At 68.8% G+C, this 24,278-nt stretch carries 21 protein-coding genes; 15 read left to right on the top strand and 6 right to left on the bottom strand.

Annotated features, from left to right (window positions below; translation table 11 throughout):
• Positions 1-6: 6 nt before the first annotated feature.
• From ON29_RS00890 to rraA, 8 genes are all read left to right on the top strand, one after another.
• A complete protein-coding gene (locus tag ON29_RS00890; RefSeq protein WP_051174745.1) occupies positions 7-543 on the top strand; it encodes a hypothetical protein in 537 nt (178 codons plus the stop codon).
• Between the two features lie 38 nt (positions 544-581).
• Entirely contained in the window at positions 582-1,241 is a 660-nt protein-coding gene (locus tag ON29_RS00885; protein WP_040864171.1) for a YcnI family copper-binding membrane protein, read from the top strand.
• Positions 1,238-1,768, top strand: coding sequence for a copper resistance CopC family protein (locus ON29_RS00880; protein WP_083863157.1), 531 nt, complete (start codon positions 1,238-1,240; stop codon positions 1,766-1,768). The genes ON29_RS00885 and ON29_RS00880 overlap by 4 nt, the downstream gene beginning before the upstream one ends.
• A 50-nt stretch (positions 1,769-1,818) precedes the next feature.
• On the top strand, positions 1,819-2,727 hold the full coding sequence (locus ON29_RS00875; RefSeq protein ID WP_040864170.1) for a CopD family protein: 909 nt from the start codon (positions 1,819-1,821) through the stop codon (positions 2,725-2,727).
• A gap of 101 nt (positions 2,728-2,828) precedes the next feature.
• Positions 2,829-3,284: an SRPBCC family protein gene (locus tag ON29_RS00870; RefSeq protein WP_051174744.1), complete on the top strand. Its 456-nt coding sequence runs from the start codon at positions 2,829-2,831 to the stop codon at positions 3,282-3,284.
• A 179-nt stretch (positions 3,285-3,463) separates the two neighbouring features.
• Positions 3,464-3,838: a DUF5313 family protein gene (locus ON29_RS00865; protein ID WP_040864169.1), complete on the top strand. Its 375-nt coding sequence runs from the start codon at positions 3,464-3,466 to the stop codon at positions 3,836-3,838.
• 50 nt (positions 3,839-3,888) lie between these two features.
• On the top strand, positions 3,889-4,254 hold the full coding sequence (locus tag ON29_RS00860; protein ID WP_040864168.1) for a DUF5313 family protein: 366 nt from the start codon (positions 3,889-3,891) through the stop codon (positions 4,252-4,254).
• Positions 4,255-4,881: 627 nt separating this feature from the next.
• Entirely contained in the window at positions 4,882-5,370 is a 489-nt protein-coding gene (gene rraA, locus ON29_RS00855; RefSeq protein ID WP_040864167.1) for a ribonuclease E activity regulator RraA, read from the top strand.
• Between the two features lie 50 nt (positions 5,371-5,420).
• Here rraA and ON29_RS00850 read toward each other — a convergent pair whose 3' ends face one another.
• Positions 5,421-5,639 (bottom strand): RNA-binding S4 domain-containing protein, encoded by a 219-nt coding sequence (locus ON29_RS00850; RefSeq protein WP_040864166.1) that lies wholly within the window; start codon positions 5,637-5,639, stop codon positions 5,421-5,423.
• Between the two features lie 302 nt (positions 5,640-5,941).
• Between ON29_RS00850 and lysX the strand changes: the two genes are divergently transcribed.
• A complete protein-coding gene (lysX, locus tag ON29_RS00845; protein ID WP_040864165.1) occupies positions 5,942-9,265 on the top strand; it encodes a bifunctional lysylphosphatidylglycerol synthetase/lysine--tRNA ligase LysX in 3,324 nt (1,107 codons plus the stop codon).
• A gap of 100 nt (positions 9,266-9,365) precedes the next feature.
• The gene (locus tag ON29_RS00840) at positions 9,366-9,578 is read left to right on the top strand and encodes a hypothetical protein (protein WP_040864164.1); all 213 of its coding nucleotides are present in this window, start codon (positions 9,366-9,368) and stop codon (positions 9,576-9,578) included.
• A gap of 70 nt (positions 9,579-9,648) precedes the next feature.
• Here ON29_RS00840 and ON29_RS00835 read toward each other — a convergent pair whose 3' ends face one another.
• Positions 9,649-10,095, bottom strand: a complete 447-nt coding sequence (locus ON29_RS00835) for a Uma2 family endonuclease (RefSeq protein WP_040864163.1) — start codon at positions 10,093-10,095, stop codon at positions 9,649-9,651.
• Between the two features lie 17 nt (positions 10,096-10,112).
• Between ON29_RS00835 and ON29_RS00830 the strand changes: the two genes are divergently transcribed.
• From ON29_RS00830 to ON29_RS00820, 3 genes are all read left to right on the top strand, one after another.
• On the top strand, positions 10,113-10,727 hold the full coding sequence (locus ON29_RS00830) for a histidine phosphatase family protein (protein WP_040864294.1): 615 nt from the start codon (positions 10,113-10,115) through the stop codon (positions 10,725-10,727).
• A 113-nt stretch (positions 10,728-10,840) separates the two neighbouring features.
• The gene (locus tag ON29_RS00825) at positions 10,841-11,197 is read left to right on the top strand and encodes a hypothetical protein (RefSeq protein WP_157172613.1); all 357 of its coding nucleotides are present in this window, start codon (positions 10,841-10,843) and stop codon (positions 11,195-11,197) included.
• Positions 11,198-11,444: 247 nt separating this feature from the next.
• Positions 11,445-11,777 (top strand): hypothetical protein, encoded by a 333-nt coding sequence (locus ON29_RS00820; RefSeq protein ID WP_040864161.1) that lies wholly within the window; start codon positions 11,445-11,447, stop codon positions 11,775-11,777.
• 65 nt (positions 11,778-11,842) lie between these two features.
• Here ON29_RS00820 and ON29_RS00815 read toward each other — a convergent pair whose 3' ends face one another.
• The 4 genes from ON29_RS00815 to aroQ all read right to left on the bottom strand — a co-directional run bounded on the left by ON29_RS00815 (position 11,843) and on the right by aroQ (position 20,612).
• Complete coding sequence (locus tag ON29_RS00815) at positions 11,843-12,742, bottom strand: cutinase family protein (RefSeq protein WP_040864160.1); 900 nt, start codon at positions 12,740-12,742, stop codon at positions 11,843-11,845.
• Between the two features lie 339 nt (positions 12,743-13,081).
• Positions 13,082-14,551 carry a glutamate synthase subunit beta gene (locus ON29_RS00810; protein ID WP_040864159.1) on the bottom strand — a complete coding sequence of 490 codons (1,470 nt, stop codon included), beginning with the start codon at positions 14,549-14,551 and terminating at the stop codon, positions 13,082-13,084.
• A 53-nt stretch (positions 14,552-14,604) separates the two neighbouring features.
• The gene (gene gltB / locus ON29_RS00805; RefSeq protein WP_040864158.1) at positions 14,605-19,257 is read right to left on the bottom strand and encodes a glutamate synthase large subunit; all 4,653 of its coding nucleotides are present in this window, start codon (positions 19,255-19,257) and stop codon (positions 14,605-14,607) included.
• A gap of 740 nt (positions 19,258-19,997) precedes the next feature.
• Positions 19,998-20,612, bottom strand: coding sequence for a gamma subclass chorismate mutase AroQ (gene aroQ, locus ON29_RS00800; RefSeq protein ID WP_157172612.1), 615 nt, complete (start codon positions 20,610-20,612; stop codon positions 19,998-20,000).
• A 184-nt stretch (positions 20,613-20,796) separates the two neighbouring features.
• Between aroQ and ON29_RS00795 the strand changes: the two genes are divergently transcribed.
• Together ON29_RS00795 and ON29_RS00790 are read left to right on the top strand one after the other, a co-directional pair.
• Complete coding sequence (locus ON29_RS00795; protein WP_051174770.1) at positions 20,797-22,473, top strand: DUF4407 domain-containing protein; 1,677 nt, start codon at positions 20,797-20,799, stop codon at positions 22,471-22,473.
• 210 nt (positions 22,474-22,683) lie between these two features.
• Positions 22,684-24,234 carry an adenylate/guanylate cyclase domain-containing protein gene (locus ON29_RS00790; protein WP_040864156.1) on the top strand — a complete coding sequence of 517 codons (1,551 nt, stop codon included), beginning with the start codon at positions 22,684-22,686 and terminating at the stop codon, positions 24,232-24,234.
• Positions 24,235-24,278: the final 44 nt, after the last annotated feature.

Here is a 24,278-nt window from a genome sequence, read left to right as displayed (position 1 = left end):
CTCTCGATGCCCCCGCACCCGATCACCGGCCACCTGCGTGGTGGCCTGGTCGGCGTGCTGGTGGGCGTGCTCGCCGTGGCGGCGCACGGGGCGGCGGGTGGCGGTGCGCCGGGCTCTACCGAGCTGACGTTGCTGTTGCTGATCGCAGCCGTGGCCGGCTCGGCCGCGGGAGCCGTGCGGGCGTGCACGCGCCCCTCCGTCCTGGCCGCGTTGCTGGGCGCCGGCCAGCTGCTGAGCCACGCCGCGCTGTCGGTTCTGCTCGGTCACGACCACCCCGGGACCGGCTCGGCCACAACGGCTTCCCCGCTTCCAACCGGATGGATGCTGCTCGCGCACACCGCCGCGACGGTCGGCTGCGCGGCATTGATCATGCTCACCGAGCGGCTCTACGCCGCGGCCTCCGCCGCCCTGCGCGCGATATTCGCTCGGCTGCGCCCCGCACGGATCGCCGGTGCACCGACCTGGTCGGATCCCGGTCTCCTGCCCCATCGCTGTGCTGCGCTCGGTGCGCTCGGTCCGCGCGCGCCGCCGGTGTCGGTCTGATCCCCGACACCTTTCCCCTTCACACAAGAGGCTTCAGCATGCACAGCTCGATCTCGCGCGCCGTCGCGACGACGGTCACCACAACGGCACTCGCCCTGTGCGCAGGAGGCACCGCCGCGGCGCACGTCACGGTGGACGCTCCCGGCGCTACACAAGGCGGATACACCGTCGCCACCTTCCGGGTGCCCACCGAATCGGACACCGCGAGCACCACGGCGCTCACCGTCACCCTGCCCAACCTGAAATCGGCTCGGACCGAATCGATTCCCGGATGGTCGGCCAAGGTCGAACGCAACGACAAGAAGGAGGTCACCGCGATCACCTGGACCGCCGACCCTGGCGCGCCGGGCATTCCGCCCGGTCAGTTCCAGCGTTTCGCGGTCTCCGTCGGCCCGCTGCCCGCGCTGGATTCGGTCAGCTTCCCCGCCGAGCAGACATATTCCGACGGCAAGGTGGTCAGCTGGGATCAGCCGGTCGGCAAGGACGGCGACGAACCCGAACATCCGGCTCCCTCGGTAACCCTGACCGCGGGCAGATCCCACGCGCCGGACGGGCACAAGGTGAGCAGCGAAGCCGAAGCGGACGACGACGACCACGACGACGAGACGGCCCGCTGGCTCGGCGGGATCGGTCTCGCGCTCGGTCTACTCGGTGTCGCGCTCGGCCTCGGCAACGTGATCCGCGGGCGGCGCGCATGACCCGCCGTCTCCTCGCCGCCATGGTGGCGGGACTCTTCCTGCTCGGATTCGGTATCGCCGCAACGGGAGTCGCCGCCGCGCACTCCGCGGCGACGGGAAGCGTCCCGGAGGACAACGCGACCGTCGACGCGGGCCCGGAGCGCGCGAGCGTCACGTTCAACGAGGAACTGCAGCCCAGCTTCCCGTCGCTCACCGTCGTCGGGCCGGACGGCAATTTGTGGTCGAAGGGTGATCCGGTTGTCGACGGCAAGACGGTCAGCGTGGCCGTGGGCGAGCTGGGACCGGTCGGCGAGTACACCATCGCCTACCGGGTGACCTCGGCCGACGGACACCCGGTCAGCGGCAAGCGGCACTTCACGCTCGGCAAGCCCGGCAACGGCACGCCGGGACCGAAACCCCATGCGAAAGCCAAGGACGGCTCGGACGGTATCCCGCTGTGGGTGTTCATCGTCGGCGCGGTCGTCTTGTTCGGCGGCGGGCTCGCGTTCGCGTTGTTCGGCGGCAGGAACCGCGACTCCAAGCGGTGAACGACGTGAGGATCGGCGGCCGGGGTGGCGCTCGGCGCGCTCCCGGCCGAATGCCCTGGCCCGTACTGCTGCTGACCATCCCGGCCGGGCTCCTGGGCGTCGCGCTCGCCTGGGTTCTGATCCGGCCGGTCCCGTTGCCAGGGGAGGCCGTCGTTCGAGTGGTGGCCGATGGCGTCGGGGCGACCGCGCTCGGCTTGGCCGCGCTGCCCAGGGTCGCGCCGCGCTTGGTCACACCCTGGCGGCTACTGGCGGTGCTCGCCGGGATCTGGGCGGCAGCCGAGTTCGCCGTGCTGGTCTTCGAGGCCGCCGACGTGGTCGGCGTTCCGGTGCGCGAACTCGGCGCCGGGGAGTTCGGCACCTATCTGGTCGACGTCAGCGGTGGGCAGATCGGGATCGCGATCCTGATCGGCGTCGCGACGGTGGCCGGTGGCTCGGCGCTGGCCTTCCGGCGGCCCGGGTCCGCCTCCGCCGACCTCGTCCTGGTGTTCGCGGCGGTCGCGCTGGCATTGCGGCCGATCACCGGGCACATGTCGCAGCAGGCGTTCGGCTCCGTGCTCGCGGCGGTGCACGCCCTGGCGGCGGGCGCCTGGTTCGGGTTGCTGATCGCGCTGGCGCTGGTCGTGCGCACCCGCGGTGAGTGGGCGGTCGTGCTGCCGAAGTACTCGGCGGTGGCGCTGCCCCTGGTGGCGGTCGTGGCGGTGACGGGACTACTCAACGGACTGATCCGGGTCGGAGGGGTAACCCCGTTCGTCAGTACCGGTTACGGCCGGATCCTGCTCGCCAAGACCGTGGTGCTGCTCGTTTTGCTCGCCCTCGGCTGGTGGTGGCGGCGCAGTTGGGTGCCGAAGGCTGCGGATCACCGGATGGACGCGAAGGACTCGCTGCGCCGCGCGGTAGCCGAAGTGGTCGTGATGGCGCTGGCCTTCGGGCTCGCCGCGACCCTGGCGGTGACAGCCTGAGCCGTATCGCGGGGGCGCGGTTGTGCGCACCTCCGCCTTCGCTCCGGCCATGCGCGGGCTGAGGACGGACTACGTCCGACCGCACCCGTTATGGTCTGCGCATGACCGAAGTGAAGATCGTCGAGGATTGCTCGGCCTCGGCGGAGTCCGCGTTCGCCTATGTGAACGACTATCGGAACCTGTCGCGATTCCTGTACGGCATCCAGTCCTTCACCCCGGTCGGGGAGCAGACCGAAGGTGTCGGCGCCACGTTCGACGGGCACATGAAGCTGGGGCCCGCCTCGCTGAAGTCGCGGATCCGAGTGGTCCGCTGGGAGAAGGGCTTCGCGATCGGCGTCAAGTCGATCAAGGGTTTCGACGTCGAGTCCACGTTCCTGTTCCACGACAAGGGCGATGGCTTGTGCACCGTCGACGCGATCGTGGACTACCGGGTGCCCGGCGGCCTGGCGGGGCGAGCCCTCGGCAAGACCATCGAGCCGTTCGTCAAGATCGCCGTGCAGCACACGACCCACAACTTGGTCACCCAGATCGCCGCGTTCCACGCGGACTCGGTCTGATCTGATCTGTTGTTCGATTCGCCGCGCTTGCGGCGCATCACCGTGTTTGTCCGGAGGGCGGCCTCCAGACCGGATGGTCGCGGTCGATCGAGACCCATGGCCCTCGCCGAGCGCCTCGGGATGCCATGTCGCTCACGGCTCGGTTGCGCCGGTGGTGGCGGGGTGGGGATGCTGTAGGTGTGAGCGCTACACCCTCGTTCGGACAGCGGATCGGCTATGTCTTCGGCCGCACGCTGCCGGAATCGATGTCCGAATGGGTGCGGGAGGATCTGGTCGGGCCCGGCGCTACGCGGCGTTATCTGCTGCGGTTCCTGGTGCCCGTGCTTCCGGTGCTCATGCTTTTCCTGTTGCTGCCCGGCCCGCTGTGGATGGGTCTGGCGATGATGGCACTGCTGTACATCCCGCTGATCTACTTCACGGTGGCGCTGCTGTACGTCTACCGGCGCCACCGGTTGATCAAGCACGGTCTCGATCCCGCGCTCGCCGATGCCGACGCCCGCCGCCGCGATGAGCGCGACCGCCTCGACTACGAGCGCAGGCACGGGCGCGCCTGAGGTCCACCGACATCTAGCGGTGACTTATACCACAGGCATAGCCTAGAAGCATGAAGACCCCCACATTTGGGCAGCGAATCTCCTACGACCTGGGCCGAGAGCTCCCCGAGGAGCTGCACGAGTGGGTCATCCACGACCTCGTCGGCCACGGGGCCATGGAGCGCTACCTCGTCCGTTTCATCGGGCCGATCATCCCGTTCTTCGCGTTGGTGCTGCTGTTCCCCGGACCGCTGCCCCTGAAGATCGGCTTGATTGTGATGATGATCGTCCCGCTGATCGTCTTCACGGTCGCGCTCAGCTACGTCTGGCGCCGCTTCCGCTTGATCCAGCACGGCCTGAGCCCCGACCTGGTCGACCACGGCAAGTGCACCGACCACGACCGCGAACTGTACGAACTGCGCTACCGCCACCGATAGCTCCGCCCCCCTCCCTTCGCGCGCCCAGAAACCACGCGCGAGAGCGAAGCACGCCCACCCGCGTCCCTGACCACTTGATCATCGACAGTCACCCCCGCCGCCCCCGGGCCAGTCACCACGACTTATGCACCCGTCTGTGACGGCAACCCCGCAAGCCCCAGAACCTGAACCCCGACTTCGAGCGCTCACCGAATCCCGCCGCGACCACGGCGCTCATGCTGAAGAAGCAAGCGCCCGAGACAGCCGAGCCCCAGCTGGTGCGATTTCCGCCCCACGCCACCCAAGCAGCTCAACTCCCGGTCTCGAGCGAAGCGAAACCGGGCGTGCGCCATTCGCGGCCCGGCGCGGTTCGCACGGCCGCCGCGTTCGCGACTGATAACCGGTCATCAGGACGACCCCCGACCACAACGAACCGCGTGCACGACGTCCGAAGCCCGCGCCCCTACGCGCCCAGCGCACCCCAACCCCGGTTCCGAGCGAAGCGAAACCGAGCATGCTCCGTTCGCGGCCCGGCTCGCGTTTGCGCGGCCGCCGCGTAGGCGACGAAGGAGCAAGCGGCGGTCGCGCAAACGCGAGCCAAGAAGGGGCCGCGAACACGCCGCGACGAAGTCGCGGCAAAATAACCCAGTGACCGAATCGCAGAATGTAATCGCCACCGCCGACCTGGCCGACGAGATCGGCCCGGAGATCCGCAGCTGCGATACGCAGTTCATCCAGTTCGGCGGGCGTGCGGCGTTCTCCGGACGCATCACCACCATCCGCTGCTTCCAGGACAATCTGCTGGTGAAGCAGACGCTCGGCGAGCCGGGCGAGGGCAAGGTGCTGGTGGTCGACGGCGGCGCGAGCGTGCATACGGCGCTGGTCGGCGACATCATCGCCGGGCGCGGCGTCGAGAACGGCTGGGCAGGCGTCGTCGTCAACGGCGCGGTCCGCGACTCCGCCATCCTGCGCACCCTGGACATCGGCATCAAGGCGCTGGGCACCAACCCGCGTAAGAGCACGCAGACCGGTAGCGGCGAGCGCGACGTGCCGGTCGAGTTCGGTGGGGTCACCTTCGTGCCCGGTGAGGTGCTCTACAGCGACCACGACGGCATCGTCGTGCGCGCCGAGGACTGAGCGGCTCGGCGGCGCGCACGGATCGCTCCGGCCGCCGCCCGAACCCGCGATCAGGCCGACACGATCGCCTTGTGACCGGCGATCGCGACCACATCGCCGATGTGCAGTTGCCGCCCGCGCCGCAGTTCCACCTCGTCGTTCACCCGCACCAATCCGGCGGCGATCACCGTCTTCGCCTCCGAACCGGATTCGATCAGGTTGGCCAGCTTCAGAAACTGGCCGAGCCGAATAACGTCGTCATCGATCGGCACTTCGACTGGTTCCGACATGAAGTAAATACTTACTCCCCCATCCGAACTCGCCGGACACCGCCCCATCCCCTCCGCGATCTCCGGGCAACTCGAGCCGGACCTTCCGCACCGCGCGGAAATCCCGCCGTCGAACCGTATGCATCGAATTCCCGCCGATTTGATCGGCTACTCCGCCCAGGTCAGCGCGGAATCGGGAAAGTCGGCGTTCGGCTCAGCCCGGCGAGGAACACGCCACGAAGAAGTCCACCCACGCAAACACCGCACAAACACGCGCGCCGCAGGCTTGGCAAATCCGACACACTCACGTACACACTGGTTCCGTGACCTCCACGCAAGCCCAGCAACACCTCGACACCGCACCACGCGCGGATAAACCGACTCCGCCGGTTCCCCACCGGGGTCACGGACGACTTTCGGAAGTGCCGCATATCGCGGGGTTGACGCTCGGTGTATTCGCGGCGCTGTGCTTCCTTTGGAGCCTCTCGCCGGGACTGCGTTTCCTGACCCAGGTGCCGCGCCGCTATATCGATACCTATTACTTCGACGCGCCGGACACGAACCTCATGTGGGCGCTGGTGGTCGGTCTGACGGCGGGCGCGATATCCAGCCGCAAACGGATCGCCTGGTGGTTGCTGACCGGCTACCTCGCGATCTACACGATCGTCAACGGCGTCACCTTCGCCGACCGGGGCAGTATCCACGCGCTGGTGGCGATGGTCCTGCATCTGGCCGTGATCGGTGTGCTCATCGCGGCATGGCCGGAGTTCTACACCAAGGTGCGTCGCGGCGCAGGGTGGAAGGCGCTCGGTGTGCTGGCGGGTGGCCTCGCGATCGGCGCTCTGCTCGGCTGGGGCCTGGTGGAATTGTTCCCGGGCAGTCTCCCCCAGGGCGTGCAGCGCCCGGGCTGGGCGATCTACCGCGTGACCGCGGCGGTGCTGGCGGACAACGAGCACTTCGACGGGCATCCGCCGCCGTTCGTGAATTTCCTGCTGGGCCTGTTCGGCGCCGTCGCGCTGCTGGCCGCGGTGGTGATCCTGCTGCGCTCGCAGCGGGCGGCGAACGCGATGACCGGCACCGACGAGTCGGCCATCCGCGGGTTGCTGGAGCGTTCGGACGTGGAGGATTCCCTCGGCTACTTCGCCACCCGCCGGGACAAGGCGGTGGTGTTCGCGCCGAGCGGCAAGGCGGCGGTGACCTACCGGGTGGAACTGGGCGTCTGCCTGGCCAGTGGGGATCCGATCGGCATCCGCGAGGCGTGGCCGCAGGCGATCGATGCCTGGCTGCGCCAGGCCGATCAATTCGGGTGGGCTCCGGCGGTGATGGGTGCGAGCGAACTCGGTGCGACGGCGTACCGCCGGGCGGGTCTTTCCGCGTTGCGCCTCGGCGACGAAGCCATCCTGGACACCAGGAACTTCTCACTGGCCGGGCCCGAGATGAAGCCGGTGCGGCAGGCCGCGAACCGCCTGCGCAAACACGGCGTGGTGGTCCGTATCCGCAGGCACCGCGATATTCCCGCGGAGGAATTCGCCCGGATCATCGCCCGCGCCGACGCCTGGCGCGACACCGAGACCGAGCGTGGGTTCTCCATGGCGCTCGGTCGGCTGGGCGATTCGCTGGACGGCGACTGCTTGCTGGTGGAGGCGGTCAATCCGCAGGAGCGGGTGCTCGGCATGCTGTCGCTGGTTCCGTGGGGCCGCACCGGTGTCTCGCTGGAGCTGATGCGCCGCGACCCTGGTGGCCCCAACGGTGTGATGGAGCTGATGATCTCGCAGCTCGCGCTGAATTCCGAGCTGTACGGCATCACCAAGGTGTCGCTGAACTTCGCGGTCTTCCGCTCGGTGTTCGAGGAGGGCGGCCGGATCGGGGCCGGTCCCGTGCTGCGCTTGTGGCGCGGCGTGCTGCTGTTCTTCTCCCGCTGGTGGCAGCTCGAGGCGCTGTATCGCTCGAATGTGAAGTACCAGCCGTACTGGGTGCCCCGGTTCTTCCTGTTCGAGGAGCGCAGGCAGCTTCCACGCGTCGCGATGGCCAGCGCGCTGGCGGAGGGCTTCCTGCCGCGGTTCGGCAAGGAGCCCGACACCGCGACGCACACCGGCGAGCACACGGCGGTGCCCGCCACGGTGACGGGCCTGCACGCGGACGGCAGCCCGCCGGACATCGCCGAGGTCGACGGTGTGGAGCAGCTTCCGCGCAGGCCCGAACAGGTCCGCGTGCGCATGGACAAGCTGGCGCGCCTGACCGAATCCGGCATCGATCCCTACCCGGTGGCCTACCCGCCGACGCATACCGTCGCCGATGCGCGCCGCTCCCCGCGCGGCACCACGGTCCGGGTGTGCGGCAGGTTGCTGCGCATCCGCGACTACGGTGGCGTGATCTTCGCGGTGGTCCGGGATTGGACCGACGACATCCAGCTGGTCATCGATCGCGACCGGGTCGGCGCCGCACGCAGCGCCGAGTTCGGCGAGTTCTTCGATCTCGGCGATCTGATCGAGGTGAGCGGACAGATCGGGGCGAGCAGGCGCGGTGAACTCTCGCTGCTCGCGGCGGACTGGCACATGCTCGGCAAATGCCTGCACCCGCTGCCGGACAAGTGGAAAGGGCTGGCCGATCCCGAGGCCAGGGTTCGGCAGCGCTATGTGGACATGGCGATCAACACCGAGATCCGCGAGGTGCTGGCCAAGCGGAGCGCGGTGGTGCGCTCGCTGCGGGACTCCTTGAATTCCCTGGGTTACCTGGAAGTGGAGACGCCGATCCTGCAACAGGTGCACGGCGGCGCCAACGCCACGCCGTTCCTCACGCACATCAATGCCTACGACCTCGACCTGTACCTGCGGATCGCACCCGAGCTGTATCTGAAGCGGCTGTGCGTCGGCGGTATGGAGAAGGTGTTCGAGATCGGGCGGACCTTCCGCAACGAGGGCGTCGATTTCAGCCACAACCCCGAGTTCACCATCCTCGAGGCCTACGAGGCGCACAGCGACTACGAACGCATGATGCACACCTGCCGACGGCTGATCCAGAACGCCGCGATCGCGGCCAACGGCGCCATGGTGGCGTTGCGGCCCGACGGGAACGGGACCTTCGAGGAGGTGGACATCTCCGGCGAGTGGCGGGTGCGGACGGTGCACGGCGCGGTGTCGGAGGCGATCGAAGCCGAGATCACCCCCGAGACCGGGGTCGAGGAGTTGCGCGAACTGTGTGAGAAGGCGGGGGTGCCCTGTCAGCACGGCTGGGACGCGGGCCAGGTGGTGCTGGAGATGTACGAGCACCTGGTCGAATCCCGTACCGAGGAGCCGACGTTCTACATCAACTTCCCGACTTCGGTGTCCCCGTTGACCAGGCAGCACCGCAGTATCGCCGGCGTCACCGAACGCTGGGACCTCGTCGCCTGGGGTGTCGAACTCGGCACCGCCTACAGCGAACTCACCGACCCGGTGGAGCAGCGCCGCAGGCTCACCGAGCAGTCGCTGCTCGCGGCCAACGGCGATCCCGAGGCGATGGAGCTGGATGAGGACTTCTTGCAGGCGCTCGAGCACGCCATGCCGCCGACCGGCGGGCTCGGCATGGGCGTGGACCGGATCGTCATGCTGATCACCGGACGCAGCATTCGCGAGACACTGCCGTTCCCCTTGGTGAAACCACGCTGACCGGGGCTTCGTCTCGGAAGGGTCTCATCGAACGAATCGGGCCGCTACCCTTGGAGATTCGGCCCCGGGAGGAGGCCGCTACACCGTAAGGGGTTCGGATATGTACCTTGACCTGCTGACGAACGCGAGTTTGCTGGACCACACCGTGTGGGCCAACCCCGACACGTGGAACTCCGCGCTCGAGTTGGCCGCCAAGAGAAAGAAGAGCAGGGGCGGGGGCGGCCTGATCATCGGCGCAATCTGCTGCCTGCTGGTGGTCGCGCTGATCATCGGCGGCGTCTACCTGCTGACCAAGCGCAAGAAGAACACCTAGCGGCAGACATCGACGGCCCGGCTCGCGCGAAGCGAACCGGGCCGTCGTTTCCCGTTGACTACCGACCGGCTCAGAGTCGATCGATCTCGGTCAGATCGATGTCCATATCGAACGGCACGGTCAGCTTCAGGCGATCGTGGTGGATCCCGGTGAGCGCATAGGTCTTCGTGGCCGGATCCAGTTCGTAGACGTAGACGACCGGGCGGCCGTCTGCGTTCTCGACTCGCCAGAAGTGATCGATTCCGGCACGGGCATACAGCTGCGGTTTGCGCTCCCGATCACGCGTACGCGATTCGGCGGAGACGACCTCCGCTGCCAACACGACGTCATCGGCACGGTAAGTAGTCAGTTCGGGGCCACCGACGCTTTCGGCGTGGATCACGATGATGTCCGGTTCTGGGCGCTGGTCGCGTCCGAGAGTCACGGTCATTTCCCGTCGTACCCGGAATTGAGACGGCGCCAGGCGGCGAAGTGCGGAGTCGAGCACTACGGGCCGAATGAAGTGAGTCGTGGGCATGCGGCAGAGTGGGGCGGGTGCAGTTGATTCTCGTTCGCCATGCTCAGCCGGTCCGGATGTCGAGTTCGAGCGGGCCCGCCGATCCGGAGTTGGCTCCGGTGGGGCTGGAGCAAGCCGAGCGGGTGCCCGCGGCGCTCGGTCATCACCGGGTCTCCCGTGTGGTGAGCAGCCCGCAGCGCCGGGCCAGGGAAACGGCGGCACCGACCGCCGCGAAGCTGGGTCTCGGCGTCGACGTCATCGACGGGCTCGCCGAATACGATCGCGATCTGCCTGCCTACATACCCATCGAGGATGCCAAGGTCGAATTCCGCGACGCCTATGACCGGATCAAGGCCGGGCATCTTCCGGTGCAGGTCGACGGTGCGGCATTCAAGGCCAGGGTGCGCGCCGCCGTCTCCGATGTCGTCGCGGCCACCGATCCGGCGGACACCGTGGTCGTGTTCGCGCACGGCGGTGTGATCAACGTGCTGCTGCAAGAGGTCCTCGGGCTGGAAAGGCCGCTGACCTTCCCCATCGATTACTGCTCGATCACCAGGATCCTGTTCTCCCGGACGGGACGCCGCACGGCCGCGACCGTCAACGAGAACGGGCACGTCTGGGATCTGTTGCCGCGCAATATCGGCTCGCGCTGAGCATTCACAGCCCAGTGCCAGGCCGGTCGCATCGATTTGCCAGTGACACGATCTGAAATAGGACACGTGAGCCGCTCCGAACAACGGCCCACGATCCGAAAGGAAGGAACTTCGTGTCGCTCTCCAAAACCGCTATGCCGCTGCGGCGTCTGGCCCGGGTCGCCGTGGCCGGCGCGCTGATCGCCGTCCCCCTGGCGGCCCTCGCGTCGACCGCATCCGCCGAAACGCCGACAGCCCCGGGCGTGGTACAGGTGGTGGACGCACCGCAGCAGGTGGCCGACCACGACGACTGGTCGCGCCACGACGAACGGCGTGACGATCCGGGCCGTGGGCAGAACGACGGTCCGGGGCGCGGACCGGACAACGGGCCCGGCCATGGGCCGGACAACGGACCGGGCCGCGGCCCGAGCGACGGCCCACGGCAGGACGGCCCGCAGCAGCAGTTCATGCCGCCGACCGGGTCGAGCTAGCCCGACCGCCACATCGAGAAGGGCCCATCTCCGGGTTCGGAGGTGGGCCCTGTTGTGCGAGTGGACGGTGCCGCACACGGCCCTCACCAGCGCGGCCGACTCTGGGATCTATTGCCCCGCAATATCACCCCGGCACATTCACAGCCGATTGCCAGGCCTGTCGCACCGGTGTCCCAGTGACGGAATCTTCGATAGGACCGGTGAGCCGCTCCCGAGGGTGGTTCACGGTTCGAGAGAAAGGAATTTCGTGTCGCTCTCCAAAACCGCTACGCCGCCGCGGCGTCTGGCCCGTGTCGCCGTGGCCGGTGCGCTGATCGCCGTCCCGCTCGCGGCCCTCGCGTCGACCGCATCCGCCGAAACCCCCGCCGACCAGGGTCGGGTACAGCTGGTGGACGCGCCGCAGCAGGGCGCAGACATCGATGGCGGGCCCCGTCGTTTCGAACGTCACGAACGGCATGACGGGCCGGGTCGTGGGCCGGACGACCGCCCCGGCTGTGGGCCGGACGGCGGCCCAGGGCCGGATGGCCCACGGCACTTCTACAAGTTCGAGCATGTCCTGCCGCCGACCGGCTCGAGCTAGACGTTCCGCCCCGACGAAAAGGCCCACCTCCGAGTTCGGAGGTGGGCCTTGTGTTTCAGCGGGGGCTAGGCCATGCCCGCGATCCAGTTGTGCATCCAGGAGATGGCTGTCTGACCGCCGCCCACGGGGTAGCTGCCGTACAGGGTGTGGGACTGCGACTTGTAGAAGCGCTCCAGGTCCTTGGCCCTCTGCTGGTTGGCCGAGTCGGTCAGCTGCGCTTGCAGGACCGGGACACCGCCCGAGGACATCAGGTCGCCGAGGATGTTGCCCGCCTCGATCTGGTAGCGCCACATGTTGGCGGGGTTGGCGTCCGACGCCTGGGCGAGGAAACCGGCGAACCGCGTGACGAAGTCTTCGGTCGCGGTCGCGCAGTAGAGGTCGTCCAGCGCGCAGATGGTGCGGGTGCGATCGCTGACCCAGCCGAAACCGCCGACCCGGGGGCCGCCCGCGCCCGCGCCAGGAGCGACGGGGCCGACCTGGACGTCGGTGGGCGACCGGCGCGGATCGGAGATCAGGCCGACACCGGCGATGCGATCGGCGGGCACGACGCTGAGGCCGGTGCCGATCTCGGCGGCCAGATCACCCGCGGCGTCCGCACCCTGGCTGTAGCCGACCAGCGCGATCTTGGTCGCGCCGCACTGTTGCGCCATGTTCGCGATCAGACCGCGCGCGTTGTCGACCGCCTCCTTCTTGGAGTTGCCGTAGATCTCACCTTCCCAAGGGAAGGCGGTCGCGGCGTAGGTCACGTAGTCGACTTCCGCGGAACCGGGCAGCCCCCGAGTGACGCCGGCGAGCATGCCGGGCTGCGGGGTCTTGTCCCGCCCGGTCTCCCAGGTACCCGGGATCGCCACCACGTACAGGCTCGGGCAACCGGGAGCGGCGCTCGCCGGCCCACTGCCGAAAACCAAGCCGGACATCACGGTCGCGGACGCGCCCAGAGCCGCGACGACCTTCTTCCACTGCATACCGCTCCAAACCTCGCCCTCGTCGAACTTCCCGCCGAGTTGCCGCGTCAATGCTGAACTCACCGGATGTCGTTTCAGTGCACGCCGGGTGAACAACGATCACCCGACCGGTATGACGTGCACCCATTACCGCATCCCAAGATCAGCAGCACGCCGCAGATCACAATAAAGCCACGAACGCCGCAATGCCATTCGAACCTCGTAGTGTGTCGGATTTCCGATGCCTGCTCGGGCAGGAGCACAGGTGAGGCGTGGGCCGGAAGCCATCGATCGCGAAAAGGCGCCTGCGGACGAGTTGTCCACAGGCGCCTTTGTTTCCGCTCCGGTAAGAGAGGGGTTCTAGCGCTGCGCCACCATGGTGGGGGTGATCGGCGCCGGGAGGGCGGTCTCGCCTTCCAGGTACCGGTCCACACCCGCGGCCGCGGCGCGGCCTTCGGCGATGGCCCAGACGATCAGCGACTGACCGCGGCCCATGTCACCGGCGACGAAGATGCCGGGAACATTGGTGGCCCAGTTCTTGTCGCGTTGCACGTTGCCGCGCTGGTCGTAGCCCACGCCGAGATCGGTGAGCAGGCCCGGCTTCTCGGGACCGACGAAGCCCATGGCCAGCAGCACCAGATCGGCCTCGAGGGTGAAGTCGGTGCCCTCCACCTTCTCGAAGCGACCGTTGACCATCTTGACCTCGTGGGCGTCCAAGCCGGTCACCTTGCCGTCCGCGCCGACGAAGCGCTCGGTGTTCACCGAGAACACCCGCTCGCCGCCCTCCTCGTGCGCCGAGGAAACCCGGTAAATCAGCGGGTAGGTCGGCCACGGGGTCGACGCGGCCCGCTCCTCCGGCGGGCGCGGCATGATCTCGAACTGGTGCACGCTGGCCGCGCCCTGCCGGTGCGAGGTGCCGAGGCAGTCGGCGCCGGTGTCGCCACCGCCGATGATGACGACCTTCTTGTCCTTCGCGTGGATGGGCGGCAGGCCCTCGTCGTCGGTGACGTCGTCGCCGTGCTGCACCCGGTTGGCCCACGGCAGGAACTCCATGGCCTGGTGGATGCCGTCCAGGTCGCGGCCCGGGATCGGCAGGTCGCGGGCCAGGGTGGCGCCACCGGCCAGCACGATCGCGTCGAACTTCTCACGCAGCTGCTCGGCCGTGATGTCGACGCCCACGTTCACGCCGGTCTTGAAGATGGTGCCCTCGGCCTCCATCTGCGCCATGCGGCGGTCGATGAAGCGCTTCTCCATCTTGAATTCCGGGATGCCGTAGCGCAGCAGGCCACCGATGCGGTCGGCCCGCTCGAACACGGTGACGGTGTGCCCGGCGCGCGTCAGCTGCTGCGCGGCGGCCAGACCGGCCGGACCGGACCCGACGACGGCGACCTTCTTGCCGGTGAGGCGGGTCGGGTAGACCGGGGTCACCCAGCCCTCGTCGAAGGCGTTCTCGATGATCTCGACCTCGACCTGCTTGATCGTGACCGGATCCTGGTTGATGCCGAGCACGCAGGACGCCTCGCACGGCGCGGGGCACAACCGCCCGGTGAACTCCGGGAAGTTGTTGGTCGCGTGCAGCCGGTCGATGCCTTCCCGCCAGCGGTCCTTGTAGACCAGGTCGTTCCACTCGGGGATCAGGTTCCCCAGCGGGCAACCGTTGTGGCAGAACGGGATACCGCAGTCCATGCACCGGCTGGCCTGGGTGCGCAGGGTCTCGTGGGAGAACTTCTCCTCGTAGACCTCTTTCCAGTCCATCAGGCGCAGCGGGACCGGCCGCCGCTTGGGCAGTTCGCGTGCGGTGTGCTTCAGAAAACCCTGGGGGTCAGCCACGTGCGGCCCCCGAATGGTCACAGCGCTTCGTCCACGTCATCTCTAGAACTTCCTTAGCCACGAGCGGCCTCCATAATCGCTTCGTCCACGTCCTTGCCGCTCTTCTCAGCTTCGGAGATGGCGAGCAAAACCTTCTTGTATTCGCGCGGCATGACCTTCACGAAGTGGTTCACCTGCTGCGACCAGTCGCTCAGAATGCGCTCGGCCACCGCGGAACCGGTCTGGTCACGGTGCTGGGTGATGATGTCGTGCAGCCAGGTGAAATCGTCACCGGACAACTGCTCGACGGCGTCGGCCTGCTCGGGGTTGAGCTTGGACGCGAAGGTGCCGTTCGGGTCGAACACGAACGCCACGCCGCCGGACATACCGGCGCCGAAGTTGCGTCCGGTCTCGCCGAGGATGACCACCCGGCCACCGGTCATGTACTCGCAGCCGTGGTCGCCCACGCCCTCGACCACCGCGGTGGCGCCGGAGTTGCGCACGGCGAACCGTTCGCCGACCACGCCGCGGAGGAACACCTGACCGCTGGTGGCGCCGAACAGGATCACGTTGCCCGCGATGATGTTCTGCTCCGAGACGAACTCGCCGGGCGCGTTCAGCGACGGGCGCACCACCAGGCGACCGCCGGAAAGACCCTTGCCGACATAGTCGTTCGCGTCACCCTGCACGCGCAGCGTGATGCCCGCGGGCACGAAGGCGCCGAAGCTGTTGCCCGCCGACCCGGTGAACGTGATGTCGATGGTGTCGTCGGGCAGGCCCGCGCCGCCGTAGAGCTTGGTCACCTCGTGACCGAGCATGGTGCCGACGGTGCGGTTGACGTTCGTGATCTTGGTCTCGAACTTCACCGCCTGACCCCGCTCCAGCGCGTCGCGGCTCTGCACGATCAGCTGCTGGTCCAGCGCCTTGTCCAGGCCGTGGTCCTGGGACTTGGTGCAGCGGCGGTCCTGGTACATGAACGCCGTCTCGACGTCGTCGAGGATCGGCGACAGGTCCAGCTTGCTGGCCTTCCAGTGCTGCTTGGCCCGCGAGGTGTCGAGCAGGTCGACCCGGCCGATGGCCTCGTCCAGCGTGCGGAAGCCCAGCTGCGCCAGCAGCTCCCTGACCTCTTCGGCGATGAACAGGAAGAAGTTCTCGACGAACTCCGGCTTGCCGGTGAACCGCTCGCGCAGCACCGGGTTTTGCGTCGCGACGCCGACCGGGCAGGTGTCCAGGTGGCAGACGCGCATCATGATGCAGCCCGAGACCACCAGCGGCGCGGTGGCGAAGCCGTACTCCTCGGCGCCGAGCAGCGCGGCGATCATCACGTCGCGGCCGGTCTTCATCTGGCCGTCGACCTGCACGACGATGCGGTCGCGCAACCCGTTGAGCAGCAGCGTCTGCTGGGTCTCCGCGAGGCCGAGCTCCCAGGGACCGCCGGCGTGCTTGAGCGAGGTCAGCGGGGACGCGCCGGTGCCGCCGTCGTGGCCGGAGATCAGCACGACGTCGGCGTGCGCCTTGGAGACGCCCGCCGCGACGGTGCCGACGCCCGGTTCGGCGACCAGCTTCACGTGGATGCGCGCCTGCGGGTTGGCGTTCTTCAGGTCGTGGATCAGCTGCGCCAGATCCTCGATCGAGTAGATGTCGTGGTGCGGCGGCGGCGAGATCAGGCCGACGCCCGGCGTCGAGTGCCGCACCTCGGCGACCCACGGGTACACCTTGTGCGCCGGGAGCTGACCGCCCTCGCCCGGCTTCGCGCCCTGCGCCATCTTGATCTGGATGTCGGTGCAGTTGGTCAGGTAGTGCGCGGTCACGCCGAAGCGGCCGGAGGCCACCTGCTTGATCGCGCTGCGCCGCCAGTCGCCGTTCTCCTCCGGCTCGAAGCGCGACGGCGACTCGCCGCCCTCACCCGAGTTCGACCGGCCGCCGAGGCGGTTCATCGCGATCGCCAGGGTCTCGTGCGCCTCGGCCGAGATGGAGCCGTAGCTCATCGCGCCGGTGGAGAACCGCTTCACGATCTCCGAGGCGGGCTCGACCTCGTCGATCGAGATCGGGCTGCGCGCCTTGTGCTTGAACTTGAACAGACCGCGCAGCGACGCCAGCCGCTCGGACTGGTCGTCGACCAGCTTGGTGTACTCCTTGAAGATCGGGTACTGGCCGGACCGGGTGGCGTGCTGCAGTTTGAACACCGTGTCCGGGTTGAACAGGTGGTATTCGCCCTCACGCCGCCACTGGTACTCACCGCCGACCTCGAGCTCGCGGTGGGCGCGCTCGTTGCGGTTCTCCAGGAACGCGATCCGGTGCCGCTGCGCGACGTCCTCGGCGATCTCGTCGAGGCCGATGCCGTCCAGGTGCGAGCGCAGGCCGGTGAAGTACTCGTCCACCAGGTCCTGCGACAGGCCGATCACCTGGAAGAGCTGGGCGCCGTTGTAGGAGGCCAGCGTGGAGATGCCCATCTTGGACATCACCTTCAGCACGCCCTTGCCCGCGGCCTTGTTGTAGTTCGCGACCGCCTTGCGGTAGTCGGCGGCCAGGTCGCCGGTGCTGCCCGGCAGTTCGAGGGCGCCGCGCTCGAGCATGTCCTCGATGGTCTCGAAGGCCATGTAGGGGTTGATCGCGGCGGCGCCGAAGCCGACCAGGGTGGCCATGTGGTGCACCTCGCGGGCGTCACCGGCCTCCACGACGAGGCCGACCATGGTGCGGGTGCGCTCGCGCACCAGGTGGTGGTGCACCGAGGAGGTCAGCAGCAGCGACGGAATCGGCGCCAGCTTCTCGTTGGACTCGCGGTCGGACAGGACGATGATCCGCGCTCCGCCGTCGATGGCGGCCGACACCTGGGTGTTGATCGCCTCCAGCGCCTTGCGCAGGCCCTTGCCGCCCTTCTTGACGGGGTACAGGCCGCGCACGACCACCGAGCGCAGCTCGGGGTGCGATCCGTCGTCGTTGATGTGCACGAGCTTGGCCAGCTCGTCGTTGTCCAGGATCGGCTGCTCGAGCGCGATCATGTTGCACGACTCCGGCCCCGGGTGCAGCAGGTCGGCCTCCGGGCCGATGTTGCGCTTGAGGCTGGTGACCACCTCTTCCCGGATCGCGTCCAGCGGCGGGTTGGTGACCTGCGCGAACAGCTGGGAGAAGTAGTCGAACAGCAGACGCGGACGGGCCGACAGCACCGCGATCGGGGTGTCGGTGCCCATCGAGCCGAGCGCTTCGCCGCCGGTCTTGGCCATCGGCGAGATCAGCAGGTTGAGCTCCTCGGTGGTGTATCCGAAGATCTGCTGGCGGATCAGCACGCGGTCGTGCGACATGTGCACGTGCGGGCGGTCGGGCAGGTCGGCGAGGCGGGACACGCCCGCGTCCAGCCACTCCTGGTACGGGTGCTCGGCGGCGAGCTGGGACTTGACCTCTTCGTCGCCGACGATGCGGCCCTGGGCGGTGTCGACCAGGAACATGCGGCCCGGCTGCAGGCGCGCCTTCCTGACCACCTTGGACGGGTCGATGTCCAGCACGCCGACCTCGGAGGCCATCACGACCAAGCCGTCGTCGGTCACCCAGATTCGGCTCGGCCGCAGGCCGTTGCGGTCGAGCACGGCGCCGACGACGGTGCCGTCGGTGAAGCACACCGACGCGGGGCCGTCCCACGGCTCCATCAGCATCGAGTGGTACTCGTAGAAGGCCCGCTGGCGCGGGTCCATGGTGTCGTTGCGTTCCCATGCCTCGGGAATCATCATCAGCACGGCGTGGGGCAAGCTGCGGCCGCCGAGATGCAGCAGTTCCAGCACCTCGTCGAACCGGGCGGTGTCGCTCGCCCCCGGGGTACAGATGGGGAAGATCTTCTCCAGCCGGTTCTTGCCCGCGGAGTCGACGCCGAAGACGTCGCTGCGCAGCAGCGCCTCACGGGCGCGCATCCAGTTCTCGTTGCCGGTGACGGTGTTGATCTCACCGTTGTGCGCCACCCGGCGGAACGGGTGCGCCAGCGGCCAGGAGGGGAAGGTGTTGGTGGAGAACCGGGAGTGCACGATGCCCAGGGCGCTCTCCACCCGGGAGTCCTGCAGGTCCAGGTAGAACGCGCGCAGCTGCGGCGTGGTGAACATGCCCTTGTAGACGAAGGTCTGCCCGGACAGGCTCGGGAAGTAGACCGACTCCCTGCCGACCGCGCCCTCACCCGCACCGGCCGACCCCAGCTCTCGCTCGACCCGCTTGCGCACCACGTAGGCGCGACGCTCCAGATCCATCTCCGACAGCGGATCGGAAGCGTTCTTCGGGGAGGCGATGAAGATCTGCCGGAAGCTCGGCATGGCGTCGCGGGCCAGCGCGCCGAGCGACGACTCGTCGATCGGCACCTCGCGCCAGCCGAGGACCTCGAGGCCCTCTTCCTTGACGATCTTCTCCACGCCGTAGGCGGCGCGCGCGGCTTCGCGGCGGGCCTGCGGCAGGAAGGCGATACCGGTGGCGTAGGAGCCCTCCGGCGGCAACTCGAAGTCCACGATGGCGCGGAAGAAGCGGTCCGGGACCTGGATCAGGATGCCCGCGCCGTCACCGCTGTTGGGCTCGGCGCCGGCGGCGCCACGGTGCTCCAGGTTCAACAGAGCCGTAATAGCCTTGTCGACGATGTCGCGGCTGCGGCGGCCGTGCATGTCGACGACGAATGCGACGCCGCAGGCGTCGTGCTCGTTCGCCGGGTCGTAGAGCCCGATGGGTCCAGGTGACCTGTGGCCAGGAAGTTGCGTCATGCCTCTGCCTTCAAGAAAGTCGGCCTTCGAAGAAAACGGCCTTTCGCCGAACGCCTCCGTACAAGACTGCGCCCGTACGTTCCGAAGCCAGCCGCGCTGATGGTCTTCGGCGTGCAGTCAGGTCTGCAGTTGTCTCTCCACCCGCTTCTGTGACGTAGTGGGTGCCCTTCGGTAACGGATCCCTAACAAGATCCTTACCTCCGAGCGGGTGCTCGCCCGCTACGCTGAGCACCTGGCTAGGGCTGCCCGAGCGGGCGAGGTAGCCGAACGTTCTGTGTTCGGCGTAAGAGCAAACGATAAGTCAGGTCCAGGGCCCAACCAACTTAGGTTGTGCTAATAACCATGTTTAGCTGGGCTTCTGCATTTGGTCCTCCACGTGTGCGCGTCGTCCAGTGTAAAGCAGCGAGTGCCGTGCGATCGATCCCCATGGCACCCGGTGCCAGCTGGGGAAACCGGCGCGCGACACCGACCCGAGACCTTCCTCACAAAGCCCGGAAACCGCCCTCACCTGCGTCGAAGTGGATTTCCCCGCGGGACGGCGCGGCAAACCAAGCGGCAGCGGCTAACTCGGCGATCGGCCCGCTGAGATATTTCCGACACCGGCGTGACAAGCCATGAATGTGATCCGACCGTCCGGCCTCTTTTGCCTGCTGTGTCATTCAGCACATAACCAGCAAATCTCGGGAAGTGGTGTTGGACACATCTTTCCGCTGACGCGCCCAGAACCCGTGGGACCCGGCCTACGACCGGCAGAGCGAGACGGCGGCCCGCACCAGCGCCGCGCGGTGCAGGGCGTCCCCGTTGCCCGTGGTGAACACCCCGAAGACGCTGCGCGCCAACCGTTCCGCGCAGTCCGGCGCGCTCAGCTCGGCGCGGTGCATGGCGAGCTGGTCGAGGATCTCGACATTCACGCGGTCGATGACCGGGCGCACCGAGGCGAGCCCCGCGGGCGCGATGGGCGCGGCGGCCGGGTCGAAGCGCCACCGCAGCATCAGCCCGCGCTGCACCGTCTTGTTGGCCTCGATCTGCCCGAGGAAAACCTGCCGCACCCAGTCCTCCGGCAGGTCACGACCATCGCCCGACCGGGCCATCGCGTCGTAGACCTCCGCCTCCCTGGCCGGATCGTCGATCGTGGGCTCGATGTCGAGTTCGCCCGCGGCCACCCACTTCGCCGCGGCCACCGCGTCGGCGGTGTTCAAGCGCTCGACCACCAGGGCGACCAGCCGGTCCAAGGACCCGTCGGCCGGAGCGGCGCCCGCGCCGACCGGCCACATCAGCAGTACCGCCACCAGCAGCGTCCAACCGACTCGCGCACGTCGTGACCTCCCGGGATCGCCCGCATGGAAACGAATCACCGCGTCAGCGTAGGCGAGGGGACCCGCCCCGACCGGCGTGCCGCGGACCCCGCTGTGAGCCTGGCCACATCCGGCCTCCCCTGCTCGCTGGGTACCCGCGGGGCCTGTCACGCTGTCACAACGAATCCGTGACAGTTTCGTCGCGCCCGCGAAAGCGCCTGGGACGTAGAGGATGTGCCTTCCGATGACCGTCACCGGCTTGTTCACCTGGCTCGGCGGGGGCCGGACCAGCGCGATCACCGATCGTCACGAGCGTGCCGGGTACGCCGTCACCGGTGCCGTCGTGTTGTTGTTCGCCGGTATCTCCGGTGTGGTCGCCGCCCTGGCCGCGGCGTCCGCCTGGCCCTGGTGGGCAGCGACGGCGGTGGGAATCGTGGTCGGCGCGCTGACCGGCGCTTCGGCGCGTGCTCTGGCCACGGCGCGGCCGAGCGGAGGACCGGATCGGCTCGGGCTGCTCGCGCGCTTCGCGGTCGCCGTACTGGCCGGTGGATTGCTCGCCGAACTGGCCGCGATCGTGCTGTTCAGCGGATCCGTCGACCGGGTGCTGGATGAGCAGGCGCAGCGCTCGCTCGATTCGGCGCCTCGGGTCGTCGCGGCGCAGGCGGAACTGGACCGGGCCAAGGCCGACCGGGCCGCGCTCGAACAGGCGATCGGCATGGCCCAGAACGATATCGATCACGCCCTGGTGATCGCCCGCTGCGAATTCAACCCGGCCCCCGAGTGCCCGCGCACCAGGATCACCGGCGTGCCCGGTCGCGGGCCGGAGGCGCGGACGGCAGACGCCATGCTCGACGACGCCCGCAAGCAACTCGCCACCGCCCAGGCCCGGGTGGATGCCGCGGACCGCCGGATCGACGCCGACCGGGACGCCTTGTCGGCCGCGCGGACCGCCGCCTTCGACGACACCGATCGCGGACTCGGCGCGCGCTGGCAGGCGATGAACGACTACACCGTGCACCACGCGCTGCCGCTGCGCATCCTCACCATCGTGGCGTTCGTCGCACTCGCCCTGCTGCCCCTTGTGCTGCGGTGGTGGCGTGGCGAGACTTCGTTCGACCGGCACAACGCCGCCCGCACGGTGCACGATCGCGCCGAGCGCGACGCCGACGCGGCGATCGCGGTCAAGCAGGCCGAAGTGCGCACCGAGGCGGAGATCCTGCGTGCCGAGCAGCAGCTCACCGCCGCCCGTCTCGCCGTCGAGGCGGACACGGCCATCGACCGGGAGCGGCAGCGCACCCGCATCATCGCGGCCATCGGCGGCATCGAGATCGGCATCACGGAGCCGCCGCGCCGCCCCGAACTTCCCGCCGCGGCGGAAGACCGAAAGGACAGCGCCATGCCCGACGAGGTGACGCCGAACCTACCGGCGCCAGTGACCGCGCAGTCGCCCGCCGTCGCTGCCCCGCAGGCGGCGCCGCAGAGCGGCGGACTCGAACTGCCCCTGATCGGCACGGTGCCGTTCACCGACACCGCGGCGCGTCTCATCCGTCCGCTGGTCCCGTCGTTCGTCGCCAACGCGATCGACACGGCGACGCATCCGCTGCGCACCGCTCGGCAGGCGTTCGAGGAGGTCGAGGAGATCACGTTCACGCTGCGGCGCACCCGCAAGGTGACCATCGACGGCCAAGCCACGCATCCGCAGGCCGTCGGCTACCAGCCGCAGCCCGGCTCCCCCGAGATCGCGCACGCCCAGCACGTCGCCTCCACCGTCGTCGACGCGGTGCCCCGCTACTCCTCGCTTCCGCCGACCGGCGCCGCGGGCTACGGCCTGCCCACCGGCGCCCGGCGAGACGAACTGCCCGGTCGCCGATACCCCGAACTGCCTGAACCCGACCGGCGCGAACTGCCGCCCGGGCGCTGACCGGTCCCGCTACGCGGCGCCACGTCCTCGCCGCAGACAGCGGCGGGGTGGCGCGCGCCGCCACCGACACCTCGGACTACGGGTACCTCGGTGGTCGTCGTCGCCGTCTCGGCCCGGAGCTGTGCGGGTACGAGTTCGGTTGGACTGCCTGAGCCCGGATGCCGAAACGGCCCTGCGGCACGGCGCGACGCCTCGGCCTACGCTGCACCCATGCAACACAGGGAGGTGACGCTCGCCGCGGCGCCGTGGGGCTCGCCATTGCTCGGGTCCGCCGAGGAGTCGTCGGGGCTGCGGCGCCTTCGCATTCAGTTGTTGCTCACCGTGCCCACCCTGTTGGGGAACCTGACGGGCATGGTGGTGTCGATCGTGCTGGTGGGCTTCGTCCTGCCGGGGCCGTCGGTGTTCACCCGGGATCTCCTGCTGCTCGACGTGCTCGCCGCACCGCTGTACGCGAGCTGCGCGCTGCTGCTCGGGCTGTGGTGGGGCACGACCCGCGGGCTGCGCGCGCTGCGGTGGGCCACCGACCCGCTGCACGTGCCCACCGAGGAAGAACAGGCCGCGGCCACGGTGGTACCGCGCAGGCTGGTGCGTAACCAAGCGCTGCTGTGGTTCGGCGGCCTCGTCCTGCTGACCACCCTGTACGGCCTGGCCGAACCGCGGCTGATTCCAAAGGTGGCCTTCGGCATCGCGCTCAGCGCCATCGTGGTGTGCGCGAACAGCTACCTGATCATCGAGTTCGCGCTGCGACCCGTCACCGCGCGGGTGCTGGAAGCCGCGCCTTCCGGTCGACGCCGCGGCATCGGCGTCTTCGGACGCTCACTGGTGGTGTGGGTGGTCGGATCGGGTGTTCCGGTGGCCGGGATGATGGTGCTCGCGGTGTCGGCGCTCGTGATGGACGACGTGACCAAGGCTCGGCTGGCGGTCTGCGTGCTGTCCCTCGGCGGAGCGACCTTGATCTTCGGCCTGCTGCTGATGACACAAACACTGGCCGCGACTGTCGCCCCGATCCTCGGTGTGCGCCGCGCGATGCGCCAGGTGGAGGACGGCGATCTCGCTGTCGCGCTGGCGGTCTACGACGGCACCGAGCTCGGCGAGCTACAGAGCGGTTTCAACCACATGGTGGAGGGGCTGCGGGAACGCGAGCAGATCAGGGACCTGTTCGGCAGGCATGTCGGGCGTGAGGTCGCCGCGGCCGCGCTGGCGGGCGATCCGACGCTCGGTGGCGTGGAGACCGACGCCGCGGCCCTGTTCATCGATATCGTCGGCTCCACGACGATGGCCGCGACCATCCCGGCGCCGGAGATGGTCGCCCTGCTCAACCGGTTCTTCGCCATCGTGGTGGACGAGGTGGAGCGCCACGGCGGGCTGGTCAACAAGTTCGAGGGAGACGCCGCGCTCGCCGTCTTCGGCACGCCCGCGCCGCTGTCCGATGCCGCGGGCGCGGCGCTGGCCACCGCCCGCGCGATCCGGGCCCGGCTCGATGCCGACGCGACCGATTTCGTCGCGGCCATCGGCGTGGCCGCGGGCCGGGTGGTGGCGGGCAATGTCGGCGCTCATCAGCGCTACGAGTTCACCGTCATCGGCGACGCGGTCAACGAGGCCGCGCGCCTGTGCGAGCTGGCCAAGCAGCGGGGTCTGCTGCTCGCCTCCGGTGCCACCGTCGCGGCGGCGGCCGAGGCGGAGACCGGGCAGTGGCAGCTCGGCGAATCCGTCACCCTCCGCGGCCGCCTCACACCGACCCGGCTCGCACGTCCCGCCTGAGGCCTTCGGCGGGACGCTCCCGCTCGGAAGCGCCCCGACCAGCG

The sequence above is a fragment of the Nocardia exalbida NBRC 100660 genome, assembly GCF_000308575.1.
GTDB classification, from domain to species: Bacteria; Actinomycetota; Actinomycetes; order Mycobacteriales; family Mycobacteriaceae; genus Nocardia; species Nocardia exalbida.
This window is presented reverse-complemented; position numbering and strand designations above follow the sequence as displayed.